Source organism: Vibrio tritonius, assembly GCF_001547935.1.
Taxonomy (GTDB): Bacteria; Pseudomonadota; Gammaproteobacteria; order Enterobacterales; family Vibrionaceae; genus Vibrio; species Vibrio tritonius.
Genome location: NZ_AP014636.1, coordinates 1,733,792 through 1,749,435 on the forward strand (window position 1 = coordinate 1,733,792; position 15,644 = coordinate 1,749,435).

Sequence of the window (15,644 nt, forward strand, 5' to 3'; positions counted from 1 at the left end):
AAGAAAATAAATAACTAATTTGTATAAAAACTACATACGATAATAATGATAGAGATCACGAACAAATTACTATAAGGCTGGGAAATAATGATGAGGATCACAAAATACCCGTTCGAGATCCAATGTCTAAATGATGTGGTAAATTGACTGGGTACTAAGCAATCAACGGTTTTCTCAGGACCGTTACAACAACAATTATTCATCGGAATATCGAACGGGGAAATCTTATGATATCACCAGATGCTAAGGTCAAGATACAGAATTTTGGCCGCTTCTTATCAAACATGGTCATGCCGAACATCGGCGCCTTTATCGCGTGGGGTATTATCACTGCGCTTTTTATTCCAACAGGTTGGATACCAAATGAAAAACTAGCCGCTCTTGTTGGTCCAATGATCACCTATTTGTTACCTCTTTTGATTGGATACACTGGTGGTAAACTCATAGGTGGTGAACGTGGTGCTGTTGTGGGTGCTATCACTACAATGGGTGTGATCGTCGGTTCAGACATCCCTATGTTTTTGGGCGCAATGATTGTCGGACCTTTCGGTGGCTGGGCAATTAAGTCATTTGATAAACGCGTTGATGGTAAAATCAAAAGCGGTTTTGAAATGTTGGTTAACAACTTCTCAGCCGGCATCATTGGCATGATTTGTGCCCTAATCGCCTTTATGTTGATTGGACCATTTGTAAAAACCCTTTCAACGGCATTGGCATCAGGCGTTGATTTCCTAGTAAGTGCTAACTTACTGCCTTTGACTTCGATCTTCGTTGAACCTGCGAAAGTGTTGTTCCTAAACAACGCCATTAACCACGGTATCTTCACTCCACTTGGTATTCAACAATCGAAAGAGGTGGGTGAATCTATCTTCTTCTTGATTGAAGCAAACCCAGGTCCTGGTCTAGGCATTTTGTTGGCTTACATGGTGTTTGGTAAAGGTACGGCTCGTCAAACAGCTGGTGGCGCATCCATCATCCATTTCTTTGGTGGTATCCACGAAATCTACTTCCCATATATTCTGATGAACCCACGCCTGATTCTTGCAGCAATGGCTGGTGGTATTACCGGTGTATTTACGCTAACTATGTTCCATGCAGGGCTGGTCTCTCCTGCTTCTCCAGGCTCTATCTTTGCTGTATTACTGATGACGCCAAAAGCCTCTGTTGTCGGAGTGCTCTCTTCAGTTGTCGCTGCAACAATCGTGTCATTCGTGGTGGCGTCTATTCTCATGAAGACATCAAAGCAGACGTCTGAAGAAGATGAACTAGAAAAAGCCAGTTCACAAATGAAGGACATGAAAGCGTCTTCAAAAGGCCAAACTGCACCTGCAGCACAAAGCCTTGCAGAGCTTGGAAAAGTAAGCAAAATCATCGTTGCATGTGATGCGGGCATGGGCTCTAGTGCTATGGGCGCAAGTATGCTGCGTAAGAAGGTACAAGAAGCTAACTTAGATATTAGCGTGACGAACCTTGCTATTAATAACTTACCTAACGATGTTGATATCGTTATTACACACAAAGACTTAACGGCACGAGCTCGTAACCACGCACCGCAAGCTCTGCATATTTCATTAACCAACTTCTTAGATGGCGCGTTGTATAACAACCTAGTAAATGAGTTAACAAAGAATAACGATTCTACTACTGCACCGCATACGGCTCCCGCTAATGTTCAACAAGCACCTGTATTCCAAATCGAAAACAAGAACGTGTTCCTCGGGCTATCGGCTGAATCCAAAGAAGAAGCCATCCGCTTTGCAGGCAACAAACTGGTCGAACTGGGTTACGTCCTACCCTCCTATGTTGATGCCATGTTCGAACGTGAAAAAATGGTTTCAACTTACCTAGGTGAATCGATAGCCGTACCACACGGCACCATTGAAGCGAAAGAAAGCGTTATCCAAACAGGCATTGTTATCTGCCAATATCCGGCGGGCGTGCAATTTACTGAAGACGAAGATGACGTTGCCAAACTCGTGATCGGTATCGCGGCGAAGAATGATGAACACATTCAAGTCATTACCATGATCACTAATGCCCTCGATGACGATGAAGCAGTGCGTAAACTGACTTCAACTACCAATGTCAACGAAGTGCTAGCGATCTTAGCCGGCAGCCAAGCCGCTTAATTTCTTCGCTCTCCTGAGTCGTTATTTCTAGGGTCAGTCTCCCCCCATGACTGACCCCACCCAGATTTTATTAAAATTTTAGGTAGGTAGTAGTTATGAGTAATGCAATTCATTTTGGTGCAGGTAATATCGGTCGCGGCTTTATTGGTAAATTGCTGGCGGATGCAGGCATTCACGTCACTTTTGCCGATGTAAACGAAGAAGTAGTGAATAAACTGCGTGAAGATAACCAATATCAAGTAAAAGTGGTTGGCGAAAGCTGTGATATTCAAACTGTAACGAATGTGACGGCGATTAGCTCAATTGGTGACGATATTATCGCTGAGATTGCCCGCACGGATCTTATTACGACCGCCGTTGGTCCAAACGTTTTAGATATTATTGCTAAAACCATCGCAAAAGGTTTAGAAACACGTTTTGCTAATGGAAATACTCAATTTTTAAATATCATCGCTTGTGAAAATATGGTACGCGGTACTTCTCATCTAAAAGAAGAAGTACTCAAATACTTAGATTCATCAGCTCAACAAAAATCTAATGAACTCGTTGGTTTTGTTGATTCTGCAGTCGATCGCATTGTCCCACCAGCGGAGCCATCTGATAATATTCTTGATGTGACTGTAGAAAGTTTTAGCGAATGGATTGTCGACCAAACTCAATTTAAAGGCGAGATACCTGACATTGCAGGAATGGAAAAAACCGATAACTTAATGGCCTTTGTAGAGCGCAAATTATTTACTCTCAATACGGGTCACTGTGTTACCGCTTATCTCGGCTGCTTAAACGGATTTAGAACTATCCGTGAAGCTATTGAAAATGATACTATTCGTGCACAAGTTAAGCAAACAATGCAAGAAAGTGGCGAAGTTCTTATTCGTCGTTATCAATTTGACCGTAATGCACATGCTGCCTACATCGAAAAAATATTAGGCCGCTTTGCTAACCCATATTTAATTGATGAAGTTGACCGCGTTGGCCGTCAACCGTTACGTAAATTGGGGGTAAATGACCGACTCATCAAACCATTATTAGGTACTATTGAGTATGGTACTGAAAATGATACATTACTTTCTGGTATTGCAGCGGCATTAAAATATACCAATGTAGGCGATCCACAAGCCGTTGAATTGCAAGAATCTATTCAATCGGTAGGCGTTGCTAAAACACTTGCAAAATACACAGGGCTGGACGTCAACAGCCCAGAAGTAAAAACGATTGAAACAAAATACAATCAGCTTTAATTAGCATGGCTTAAGGGGGCACGTAGTGCCCTCTCTAATATAACGATAACTAGATCCGTAAATGGTAGAACAAATTAACGAATCAGAAATTCTTGAAAAACTGAATCTTGCACCGTCAGTCAGGGGCTTTTTTATAACTGCTGTCGATGTGTTGACACAATCTGTAGACGCACTCATGGAGCGTATTTTCCTTAAAGATAACTTTGCTGTTCAATCAGTAGTTGGCCCGCTCCTGCATGACTCCGGCCCACTTGGCGATATTCAAGTTCGCTTAAAGCTGTTATTTGGCTTAGGCGTAGTGTCAGATAAGGTCTTTCAAGATATTGAAAAAATTATAAAATTGAAAAACTCGTTGAATGCCGATGGCTCTGAGCATGAATTCACAGACACCAAAGTAATGAATGTCATTCAATCATTCTATTCGATTCAAAAGCTGGGCTTGCCCACTTTTGAGCTGATTGAAAGTGATGTGGAAATGGATGTTGAGTTTTATCAATTACAACTTCAACGCCGTCAGCAAATGATAAAGTCAAGCCTCTCTTTGGCGGTCATCGAAATTTGCAACGCTTTGAACATAGATAGCCCTTTTTAAACAGAACGACATTCCCATACCAGCAGCCAAACTCATTGAGTTTGTTGCTGTTTTTTTCATCTCTTTGCGAATACTCCACCACTTTCTCAAATTTCTTCTTTACCTCACCGTAATTCGTTTTAATATGAAAACCATTGGTATAACAGATTTGGTGCAATACCTATGGAATCGACGGTAAAACTTTATCAACGCATTGCGACACGTTTTAAACAAGAGATCCGCGCAGGACGCTATAAAGTCAATGACATGCTGCCAGCAGAACGCATCTTAGCAGAACAGCTCGACGTTAGTCGGACCGTGGTACGCGAAGCAATGATCATGCTTGAGGTAGAAGGCTTTATAGAGGTGCGTAAAGGCTCTGGTATACGCGTTATCAGTAGTGAAGGCAATCATGCTGAATCAGAGCTTAGGGACACCCCTGATGCCATCGACATTCGTAACTATGGGCCGTTTGAACTCCTACAAGCAAGGCAACTTTTCGAAAGTAACATCGCCGAATTTGCCGCATTACAGGCGTCAAAACAAGATCTCGTTGCGTTAATGAAAATTCAAGAGCAAGCCAAACACGATGATCACAGTCGAGACTCATACTGGGACAGTGAGTTTCACATCCAATTAGCCCGCTGTACACAAAACTCTGCCATCGTAGATGTCGCCGAAATGCTCTGTCGTCACCGCGAAGATAACCCTTACTGGAAAAAACTGCACGAGCACATCAAAGACGACCAAATTCGCAGTTGGTATCAAGACCATGAAGCCATTGTTGAAGCGCTGATAAAACGCGATGGTAATGCAGCAAAACAAGCGGTTTGGCAACATATAGAAAACACCAAACAAATGCTATTTGACGCTTCGAGCGACGACTACGACCGTTTTCTGTTTGCCGAAAGCCCACAAGTGCAATTTTCCTAACCTTCATCAATGAATGGATCCTCCATTCAAAGTATCAACAAACACAATAGAAAGGCTCGCAAAAACGAGCCTCTTGTTCATACTACCTTCTTGCTTAGCTCTCGTAAGCTATAACGTCACACCACTTTTAAATACCGCAATCTCACGGAAATCATTCTGTTCATTGCACGTAGACTCACCATTCACCACCTCGACAACTCGGTCAATAAACGTAGTCAATATCGACTCCAAAGGCTCTCCTGCGGCAATCAGCCCCGCATTAAAATCGATCCAGTGGGGTTTTCGTTGTGCTAGCCCAGTATTAGTCGCAATTTTCATCGTGGGAACTGGCCCACCATAAGGTGTGCCTCGTCCAGTAGAAAACAGCACAATATGGCAACCGGCACTGGCGAGGGCTGAAGTGGCAATGGCATCGTTTCCAGGCGCACTTAACAAACTTAAACCGGGTTTAGTTAAGCGTTCACCATAACGCAATACATTCATCACCGGGCTTTGGCCCGCTTTTTGTGTACATCCTAGTGATTTTTCCTCTAAGGTCGAGATGCCTCCCGCCTTATTGCCTGGTGAAGGGTTTTCGTAAATTGGCTGGTTGTGGTCAATGAAGTAACGTTTGAAGTCGTTAATCATAGTGACGGTTTTAGCAAAGGTGTCTTCATCTTGACAACGTTGCATCAAAAGATGTTCTGCGCCAAACATTTCTGGCACTTCGGTCAGAACTGAGGTGCCATCATGGGCAATCACATAATCAGAAAAACGCCCTAATAACGGATTAGCCGTAATTCCAGAAAAACCATCAGATCCTCCACACTCAAGGCCAAATCGAACCTCACTTAACCAGCCAGGTTGGCGCTTATCTTGTTGCATTTCACTGACAATATCACGCAGTAATTGCACACCATATTCCACCTCATCATCGTGGTGTTGACACACCATAAACTTAACTCGGCTCTTGTCTAGTTCACCCAGCGTCTCTTCAAATACGGAAATCTGATTATTCTCACACCCAAGCCCGACGACCAAAACCCCTCCCGCATTTGGATGCTTAACCAAGTTCTGTAACAACGTGCGGGTATTGATGTGATCCTCGCCCAGTTGTGAACAGCCAAATTGATGGGTAAACACATGTACACCATCAATCGCTCCTTTTGGCAGCTCCCTTTCAATATCCCGTTTCATCTTATTAGCAATAGCATTAACACAACCAACGGTCGGAATGATCCAAAGTTCGTTTCGTATACCAACCTCACCATTAGAACGGCGATAAAGTTGTACTTCTCGATTCGCCATCACCGCACCTAGCGGGGGAAAATGCGGCTGATACTCATAATCGCTGGTGCTACTGAGATTGGTCTTAATATTGTGGTGATCTACATGCCCACCCGCAGCTATCGGTTCGATAACATGGCCTATCGGTGCACCATATTTATATATAATATCCCCAACACTCAATGGGTTAAGAGCCACTTTATGCGCTTGCGGAATGTCTTCAGTAATATGAAAAGAGTATTGTGAAAAAGTCACTACTTCTCCGGCCTGAAGCGGACTGAGAGTGACCAAGACATTGTCTTCAGGGTGGATTTGCATCAAGCGATTCACCGCCGTCTCCTTGGATTTAAAGGATAGAAGAGAGCCTTGCCCAAAACGCCTACACTCGCTTTGGGCAATGGTTTGATCAAAGCGTGCTATACGCCGAAATAGTGTTTGGCATTTTGATAACAGATACCGCGAACCATCTGGCTTAACAATGGGAAGTCGTTAGGTGCTTCACCTTGCTCAACCCAAGATGCAAGCATCTGACACAAAATGCGGCGAAAATATTCATGACGGGTATAAGACATAAAGCTACGGCTATCAGTCAACATACCGACAAAGCGACTGAGTAACCCCAATTGAGCCAGTTGGGTCATTTGGCGCACCATGCCATCTTTCTGGTCGTTGAACCACCAGCCAGAACCGAACTGGATTTTCCCCGGTACACCGCCACCTTGGAAGTTGCCACACATAGTACCAATCACTTCGTTATCTCTTGGGTTCAAGCAGTAAAGAATGGTTTTAGGTAATGCGTCGTCTTTGTCCAACGCATCCAGAAGCTTAGCTAAAGGCGCGGCTACTAGATCATCATTAATGGAATCAAATCCAGTGTCGGGGCCAAGTAAGGTCAACATCCGCGAATTATTATTACGCAGCGCGCCAATGTGGTATTGCTGCACCCATTCACGTTTCGCGTATTCACGCCCTAGAAAGACCAATACGGCGGTTTTAAATTGTGCCGCTTGATGCGGGGTGATTTCATTACCACCAAGCCGTTGGCTCAAAATCGCATCCAGTTCTTGCTCGGTTGCTTCTTCATACACCACGGTATCGAGCGCATGGTCAGATACACAGCAGCCATGAGCTTGGAAATGGTCCAATCGGTTTTTTAGAGCTTGGCATACATCGCTAAAACGACTAATCGAGACATCGGCAACGGCTTCTAAACGATGAATGTAATCAACAAATCCGGCGAGATGAATATTAAAGGCTTTATCAGGGCGCCAACTTGGACGCATTTGGATCGCAAAAGAAGGATCGTCAGCAACCTGCTTATGTGCGGTTAAGTTATCAATCGGGTCATCTGTGGTGCCAACCATTTCCACATTCATTTTTTCCATGATCCGGCGAGCACGAAAATCCTCGGTTGCCAGCATTTCATTGCATTGATTCCAAATGTTTTCTGCACTGGCTTCGTTAACAATGATGTTGCTTAAGCCAAACGGACGACGTAACTCTAAATGACTCCAGTGGTAAATAGGGTTGCCAATGGTGTGAGGGACAGTTGCGGCAAACGCCATAAATTTTTCTTTGTCAGTCGCATCACCAGTACAAAAACGTTCATCTACTCCATTACTGCGCATCGCGCGCCATTTGTAGTGATCGCCTCGTAACCAGATGTCGGTCAAGTTAGTGAACTGGTAGTTATCGGCCACCTGCTGTGGGGGCAAGTGACAGTGAAAATCGATGATAGGTAAATCAGCTGCCACATCATGATAGAGACGACGAGCAAGCTCAGAATGTAATAAGAAATCTTCAGATAGAAAAGTGGCCATAATTAAAACCTAACTTGTTATACCAATATTTGGGTAAATGTCATATTGGTACAGTAAATCCGTTACGGTTTATTTCTGAGATCACCATTACAAATTGAATAATTAGGTTATTTTCACTCCCTTATAGCTCAATATATTTGTTAAGTTGTTATCTTTGTCAAATTTTAAAACACCTTTTCATTAAATGGTTCATTTTTTGATCATTAGCTCATTTCTAATGTTATACCAAATATAATCTAACAGACCACGAGGTATACCAATTATAAAATTAACCTAATTCGTGCCTTTGACGTTTGTGAAATACCCATGTTTGCTTGGATGTACTGAGTAAGGTCAAAGGATAACAACTGAATTTGATTACACGAAGAGATGAAGAAATGTTTATCCGAGCAATGAACGATTTAATAAGTCGCGTGTTACAACTGGTGCTAACCCTCTTTATGATCGTCATGATCATCGCGGTCGTTTGGCAAGTTTTCACTCGTTTTGTATTGCAAGATCCATCGGGATTCACTGATGAGCTATCACGATACCTACTTATTTGGATTGGGATCCTTGGTGGCGCCTACACTTTTGTGATTAAACGCCATCTGGCTTTAGAGCTTCTTGCAGCCAAATTATCTGAGCGCGGTATATGCGTACTGAGTGTGGTCACTAACCTCATCATTATCGCTTTCTCGTCCATAGCCTTTATTTACGGGGGGTCAGATTTAGTCTCCAGCACCCTCAAACATGGTCAAATATCACCGGGGATCGTGATTGGTGGCCATCACTTACTGATTGGTTATGTCTATTTAGTGGTGCCTATCGCCGGAGTTCTTATCGGCTACTTTGGCTTGATTGACATCATCCAAGCACTACAAAAACTCACTCAAAAATCCAACCCAAGCTCATTAGAGGGACAATTATAATGACGCTTCTTGACTTGCTGTTCTCTCAGCACTTTCTACTCAGTATGCCAGATGCCTTTTATGACCTGATGCCCGTAGTAGTCCTGTTCTGCACTTTGGGGGTTTTGCTACTTGTGGGTGTACCAATAGCATTTTCTATCGGTATCGCAGCTCTACTCACGGTATTTATCGATTTCCCTATTGATAAAGCCACGCTCCTCGTATCCCAAAAACTCGCTAACGGGTTAGATAACTTTGGGCTACTGGCATTGCCCTTTTTTATCGTGGCAGGCAACCTCATGAATCGCGGCGGGCTCGCTAGCCGTTTAATCAACTTCGCTATGTTGTTCGGCGGAAGATTGCCCGGTTCTCTTGCTCACGTTAACGTCATTGCGAACATGTTGTTTGGATCATTGTCCGGCTCTGCTACTGCTTCAGCAGCGGCGGTAGGCGGCATCATGAAACCACTACAAGAAAAACAAAAATACCCGATTGATTTCTCCACCGCGGTCAATGTGGCATCTTGCCCATCAGGGCTGCTTATTCCACCCTCTAACATTCTGATCTTATTTGCGTTAGTGAGTAGCACTTCGGTGCAGTACCTCTTTATCGCAGGTTATATTCCTGGAATTTTGATGGGGCTTGGCATCATGACAGGGATCTTTTTACTCGGTAAACGCTACCACATCCCTCAAGAAAAAATCGTGGTTTCGGAAAAAACGAGTAAAGTCGTTTGGGATGCGATCCCAAGCCTTACTTTAGTCATCATTATTATGGGCGGGATATTAGCGGGGATTTTCACCGCAACCGAAGCATCTGCTATTGCTGTGGTTTATGCCTTAATTTTAGGCGTGTTCTATCGCGAACTGAAACTCAAAGACATGTTCCCTGTGTTAATCGAAAGTGTCGTGACGACCTCTATCGTCCTATTGATGGTGGCCACCTCTTCAGCCATGTCATGGGCAATGGCTAACGCCGACATCCCAACGTTCATTTCCGATTTTGTTATGCAAACCTCCACCAATCCGATTGTGGTGATTTTGCTCATGAATATCATTCTATTGGTGGTCGGCACCTTTATGGATATGACCCCAGCAGTACTGATTTTTACCCCGATCTTTTTGCCAATAGCTACCCAACTTGGCATCGACCCGATTCACTTTGGCATTATCCTTGTGTTCAACCTGTGTATTGGTATCTGTACTCCACCCGTTGGTACAGCACTCTTTGTTGGCTGTAGTGTCTCCAACTCTAAACTGGGCCAAGTCGTCCCTAAACTGGTACCTCTGTTTGCCATCATGATCATCACTCTCGGGATAATTACCTTATTCCCTTCACTATCCCTATGGTTACCAACCCTAGCCGGATACCAACATTAACAACAATAACAGGACCCTACAATGAAACGACTGAACCAACTCATTCTTACCTGTGCAGCTTCTGCTCTAGTGGCAGTGAATGTCCAAGCTGCCACATTAAAATTAGCTCATGAACTGCCTACAGAGCACCCAGTACACGCGTCACTTGCTTGGTTTGCTCAACAAGTGAAACAACGCGCTCATTTACGCGTTAAAGTTTACCCTAATGGCACACTAGGTAATGAAACAGGCCTACTGCAAATGGTACAAAATGGTACGATTGCCTTTACCAAAGTCAGTGCTGCACCATTGACCTCATTTGCGCCCGACTACAAATTGCTGTCACTTCCTTATCTTTATAAAAGTGACACTCAGTATCACCAAGTTCTTGATGGCCCCATTGGCGAAAAAATTCTCGCCTCATCAAAAGACTCTGGGTTCCTCGGTCTTGCCTTTTTAGATGCAGGCTCACGTAGTTTCTATACATCAAAACCCATTCGTACGCCTGACGATCTAAAAGGTCTAAAAATCCGCGTACAAAATTCTTCTGTCTCTATTGACACTATCAAAGCACTCGGTGGAACCCCCGTGCCACTGCCTTACGGTGAACTCTACTCAGCAATGCAGCAAGGTGTGGTTGATGGCGCAGAAAACAACATCCCTTCTTATTACTCTTCTCGCCACTACGAAGTAGAAAAAGTGTACTCATACGATAAACACACCATGGTGCCAGACGTACTTGTTGTCTCCACAAGCGTATGGGATTCCCTCACCGATGAACAACGTAAAGTAATTCGTGAAGTCGCTAAAGAAACCGTTAAACAGCAAGAAACTAACTGGAACAATTACGTAGAGAAATCGAAAAAAGCACTGACCGCTAACCACATTACCTTTGTGCAAAGCGACATCAGTAAATTCCAAGCCGCGGTAAAACCGGTTTATGACAAATTCCGTAAGGAAAACCCAAGCCTAGTCGGCATGCTTGACGATATTCAAGCCCAGTAATTTTTGTAAGTGGGTACTTACTTATTTTAAGTACCCACTAAAAACTCATGTCGATGCTGCCAACAATCAGCACCATCACCTTCAATGATTGAGCATTTTATTATGAAATTATCTTTATCTTCTCTCTCTCAAGCGAATGCTGCACAGCGTCCTTTTCCATCTGAGCTTTCTGCCAAAGTGGGGATTGTTCACCTTGGCTATGGCGCTTTTCACCGCGCACATCAAGCTTTAATTACCGATACCTACATGAAAGAAAAAGGGGGAAACTGGAAAATTGTAGGTGTCTCTTGGGGTAACACCGAGTTACAAGACAGTATGGCTCAACAAGATAATCTTTATTCTGTCGGAGTGGGATACAACGATCAATTGGACCTCCACATTGTTGGAGCAGTCGAAACTATTCTAACCAGCCGAGAAATTGATAAAGTCTTTGCCTATTTACGCGACCCTGCAATAAAAATTGTCTCTCTTACCGTGACAGAAAAAGGTTACTGCCATAACCCGGCCACTGGTGACTTGGATTTAGAACACCCATTTATCAAACATGACTTGGAAGACCCAACTCACCCACAATCGGCCATCGGTTTTCTAGTCGAAGGGTTGAACTACCGACGCCTACATGGCATTCGCCCATTTACACCTATGACTTGCGATAATCTCCCAGAAAATGGCCATGTATTGGAGAAAGTCGTGTTGCAATTTGCCCAAGCGCGTGATGCAGAACTGTATCAATGGATTAAAGATAATATTCAATTTCCATGCACTATGGTCGACCGCATTGTGCCACGCACAACCGCGCAAGACATTAATCGTGTCTCTGACGCGCTTGGCGTGCGAGATGATGCTTGTGTTGTTACCGAACCGTTCTTGCAATGGGTTGTTGAGGATAAATTTGTTAACGAAAGACCCTTGTGGGAAACAACATCCATTGCCAATATTCAAGTCACGGATAACGTGCTGCCATTTGAAAAGATGAAATTGCGACTGCTTAATGGTACTCACTCATCTATGGCCTATCTTGGTTACCTATCCGGCTATAGCACGATTGCTGAAACCATCGCTGACCCGCAATTTAAAACCTTTATTCGCGCCATGATGGATAACGAGATTACCCCTTCAGTTCATATCCAAGGGGTAGATCTAAATGACTACAAAAATCAATTAATTGAACGTTATGAAAACCGAGCGCTAAAACATCTGACTTGGCAAATCGCAATGGATGGTTCACAAAAAGTACCTCAGCGCTTCTTACAAACCATGCGTTATGGATTAGAGCACAATATCGATCTTTCTGGCCTCTATCTCGCGCTTGCAGGATGGATTCGTTACGTCAGCGGTATCGATGAACAAAACCAACCCATTGACGTTCAAGACCCATTGAAAGAAACCTTTGCTCAAGTCTGGGAACAGCATAAGAATACTCCTGAGCAATTGGTGCCAGCCTTCGTCGCCATCAATAAAGTGTTTGATCCCTTCTTTGCACAGCATCCTCAATTCATTGATCAATTAACAGCAGCACTCAAAGTCATCATGAATGTAGGTGCAAAACAAGCGGTCTACCAGTGGGTTCAAGAACATCAGTCACTTGCTACTCATTGCTGAGGAGATCAACATGCATATGACATTTCGCTGGTATGGCGAAGGAAATGACAAAGTCACTCTTGGCCAAATCAGGCAAATTCCCGGAGTTGAAGGGATCGTTTGGTCACTGCACGATATGCCCGCTGGAGAACTTTGGAGTGAAGAGCGCATCAACAAAGAAAAAACGCTAATCGAAGCGGCGGGATTTAATATCGATGTGGTTGAAAGCGTGAACGTGCATGAAGACATCAAGCTGGGTCTACCCAGTCGAGATATGTATATCGATAACTATAAAGAGACGTTGCGTCGCTTAGCCAAAGCTGGAGTTAAAGTCGTCTGTTACAACTTTATGCCAGTCTTTGACTGGACACGCACCGAGCTGTTTCATCCATTACCGGACGGTTCCAATGCGCTGTTTTTTGAAAAAAGCCGTATTGATAATATCAACCCATTAGAGCTTATCGATACACTGGCAAAAAATGTCGATGTCACAATGCCAGGTTGGGAACCAGAGCGTTTGGCCAAACTCAAACAGACCTTCAAGCAATATGAAAACTTTACTGCTGAAGATCTGTGGGCCAATCTTGGTTACTTCCTTAAACAAGTAATTCCGGTTTGTGAAGAGGTAGGCATCAAAATGGGGATACATCCGGATGACCCCGCTTTTCCTATCTTTGGTTTGCCTCGCATCATCACAAATAAAGAGAACATCGACCGCTTTTTAAAACTGGTCGATAGTCCATACAACGGGTTAAGCCTGTGTACCGGCTCGTTAGGCTCAGCCAATAACGACCTGCCTGATATCATCGATACCTTTGCTGACCGTATCCACTTTATCCATATTCGTAATGTAAAACGTTTTGAAAATGGCGATTTTATCGAAACCTCCCATCGCGCCTGTGATGGCTCAGTCGATACCGTGAAAGTGATCAAAACTCTACATAAACATAATTTTCAGGGCTATGTACGCCCAGATCACGGACGGCACATTTGGGGAGAAGAGAACTGGGCAAGGCCAGGTTATGGTCTCTATGATCGAGCCTTAGGCATCATGTATATCTTGGGGGTATGGGACAGTTTACCGTAAATACTGAGTTACTCTTGATGCCCCGCTATATTAACCTTACCTCGAAACCCTTAGGGGCAAAGCCAGCCATGGTGGTTGGCTTTTTTTATAGTTTCGCTTTTGTGGTCTCACTCTATTGGCGTTCAATTAAACCAAGATGAGCGCTACATCAATCCTTTCGTTAAAGCGGTTAATCCACTTAAAAAGCAGAGAAACAGTGCACAACGGCGAATTTTTTCTTTAGGCCACGTTTGCGTAAACTTGATAGCCAATAGATACCCCAGCAGTACCGCTGGCATCAAAGGTAAGGAAATCAGAATGTGGTGCCATGTGAAAAAGCCGGCTACTCCTTGCACTATCAGTGACATGATAGAACTAAACACAAAAAAAGCGGCGAGATTACCGCGCAAATTATTTGCCTCTTGATGTTGAAGCAACAAGGCCATCGGGGGCCCACCAATGGCACTGCTGGTTCCAAAAAAGCCCGAGAAAAAACCCGCGATGGCCATTCGTCTTGGTGTCGGCTCCAATCGAAAAGGCAATAAACTCACCAACACAGCGAACAACACTAAGAGACCCAACCACAGCTCTAGGACTTTAACTGATACCCATGTAAGCAGTACACCCCCTGCCATTGATCCGGGAACGCGGCCTAATAAAGCCATTTTAAGCCCACCAATTGAAATACTGCTGCGCAGTTTAAGCGCATTCAAAATAGAAAGAACTAAAGCACTTAACGTTACAGGTGCTGGCACATAATCAGGAGAAAGGATGAAAAGCAAAGGAGCTGCAACCACCGCCAAACCGAACCCTATTGCAGTTTGCACGAAAGAACCGATAAAAATGAGTAGAGCAGAAACCAAGGTGGTACCACTGAGATAATCCATTTGATTAGCCTTGAAAAATTGAAGACATTTAGCAACGTAACAGCTTCTAAAAATTTATCAATAGCAGCAGCATTCCCTTTGCCACACTATGATGATAAAGGGTTCTAGCACTTAATAATCAAATTAAAAAAAGTGTTTTTTAACACCTTCAAACAGATCAAGTCATCCTTACAAGAACGATATTAACGCGGTTTAGTTCAGGTAACTTGCTGCTTTTGCTTAATTTTTATCCAACATCACTGTCTAATCGATTGGGAAACTAAAATTGGAACGCAAAATTGCATAGTTACTCATTACCCAATTTTACTAACTAAAACCATTTGTTATCTATATGTTAACAATATTCACTATTATTCCAAATTCAACTAACCAAATCCACCTTCTCTTAATATAAAGGAATATAAATAGTATGGGTAGCTTATATTTAAATTAAATCAAGGTAAATTAATGAAAAAATTTTCGACTAATAATATAAAACGATTCGTTATTTATTTAAATAAACACATCCAAATTGGTCGCTAATAAAACCACAAATAATCCATAAATAATATTTCTATAAATATAAGTAACAGAAATGAGACAATCACCTAGAAATTAGTTAGTGCTTTTATTCTATTTTGATATATAAATTGTTATAACGGTGTTCTACGATTCTATGCATTATCCTACCTAGTGATAGAGAACTCACTATTATTATATGATATTTAGATTCATTTTTTATGAGAATTAAGTATATAGAAAAATGCCATTCCGTTTATCAAAACCCAAACAAATTATAAAAATAACCTATAAACATATAGTTATAACGACAAAATACATTTTTAAGTGATATTGTTTTTGGCGATATTTGCCATTGGATTTTTTTTAGCAAAACTTGAAAAACTAGGAAATCCCTTT

At 42.9% G+C, this 15,644-nt stretch carries 12 protein-coding genes; 9 read left to right on the plus strand and 3 right to left on the minus strand.

Features of this window, described 5'->3' with window-relative positions:
* Positions 1-227 precede the first annotated feature (227 nt).
* From JCM16456_RS23020 to JCM16456_RS23035, 4 genes are all read left to right on the plus strand, one after another.
* Positions 228-2,129, plus strand: a complete 1,902-nt coding sequence (locus JCM16456_RS23020; RefSeq protein WP_068718895.1) for a PTS mannitol transporter subunit IICBA — start codon at positions 228-230, stop codon at positions 2,127-2,129.
* A 95-nt stretch (positions 2,130-2,224) separates the two neighbouring features.
* Positions 2,225-3,370, plus strand: a complete 1,146-nt coding sequence (locus JCM16456_RS23025; RefSeq protein WP_068718897.1) for a mannitol-1-phosphate 5-dehydrogenase — start codon at positions 2,225-2,227, stop codon at positions 3,368-3,370.
* Between the two features lie 61 nt (positions 3,371-3,431).
* Positions 3,432-3,962 (plus strand): MltR family transcriptional regulator, encoded by a 531-nt coding sequence (locus JCM16456_RS23030; protein WP_068718899.1) that lies wholly within the window; start codon positions 3,432-3,434, stop codon positions 3,960-3,962.
* Positions 3,963-4,124: 162 nt separating this feature from the next.
* Positions 4,125-4,874: a GntR family transcriptional regulator gene (locus JCM16456_RS23035; protein ID WP_068718901.1), complete on the plus strand. Its 750-nt coding sequence runs from the start codon at positions 4,125-4,127 to the stop codon at positions 4,872-4,874.
* A gap of 108 nt (positions 4,875-4,982) precedes the next feature.
* Here the strand turns inward: JCM16456_RS23035 and JCM16456_RS23040 are convergent, their stop codons facing one another.
* The gene (locus tag JCM16456_RS23040; RefSeq protein ID WP_156430635.1) at positions 4,983-6,470 is read right to left on the minus strand and encodes a UxaA family hydrolase; all 1,488 of its coding nucleotides are present in this window, start codon (positions 6,468-6,470) and stop codon (positions 4,983-4,985) included.
* A gap of 86 nt (positions 6,471-6,556) precedes the next feature.
* On the minus strand, positions 6,557-7,960 hold the full coding sequence (gene uxaC, locus JCM16456_RS23045; protein WP_068718903.1) for a glucuronate isomerase: 1,404 nt from the start codon (positions 7,958-7,960) through the stop codon (positions 6,557-6,559).
* 377 nt (positions 7,961-8,337) lie between these two features.
* Here uxaC and JCM16456_RS23050 point away from each other — a divergent pair, with 377 nt between their 5' ends.
* From JCM16456_RS23050 to uxuA, 5 genes are all read left to right on the plus strand, one after another.
* The gene (locus JCM16456_RS23050; RefSeq protein WP_068718905.1) at positions 8,338-8,871 is read left to right on the plus strand and encodes a TRAP transporter small permease; all 534 of its coding nucleotides are present in this window, start codon (positions 8,338-8,340) and stop codon (positions 8,869-8,871) included.
* A 44-nt stretch (positions 8,872-8,915) separates the two neighbouring features.
* Positions 8,916-10,229 carry a TRAP transporter large permease gene (locus JCM16456_RS23055; RefSeq protein ID WP_231894486.1) on the plus strand — a complete coding sequence of 438 codons (1,314 nt, stop codon included), beginning with the start codon at positions 8,916-8,918 and terminating at the stop codon, positions 10,227-10,229.
* A 21-nt stretch (positions 10,230-10,250) separates the two neighbouring features.
* On the plus strand, positions 10,251-11,213 hold the full coding sequence (locus JCM16456_RS23060) for a TRAP transporter substrate-binding protein (RefSeq protein WP_068718907.1): 963 nt from the start codon (positions 10,251-10,253) through the stop codon (positions 11,211-11,213).
* Between the two features lie 102 nt (positions 11,214-11,315).
* The gene (locus tag JCM16456_RS23065) at positions 11,316-12,815 is read left to right on the plus strand and encodes a mannitol dehydrogenase family protein (RefSeq protein WP_068718909.1); all 1,500 of its coding nucleotides are present in this window, start codon (positions 11,316-11,318) and stop codon (positions 12,813-12,815) included.
* A 10-nt stretch (positions 12,816-12,825) separates the two neighbouring features.
* Positions 12,826-13,881, plus strand: a complete 1,056-nt coding sequence (uxuA, locus tag JCM16456_RS23070; RefSeq protein ID WP_068718911.1) for a mannonate dehydratase — start codon at positions 12,826-12,828, stop codon at positions 13,879-13,881.
* Between the two features lie 143 nt (positions 13,882-14,024).
* On the opposite strand, the gene JCM16456_RS23075 is transcribed toward uxuA, so the two are convergent.
* The gene (locus JCM16456_RS23075; RefSeq protein ID WP_068718912.1) at positions 14,025-14,747 is read right to left on the minus strand and encodes a sulfite exporter TauE/SafE family protein; all 723 of its coding nucleotides are present in this window, start codon (positions 14,745-14,747) and stop codon (positions 14,025-14,027) included.
* Positions 14,748-15,644 lie beyond the last annotated feature (897 nt).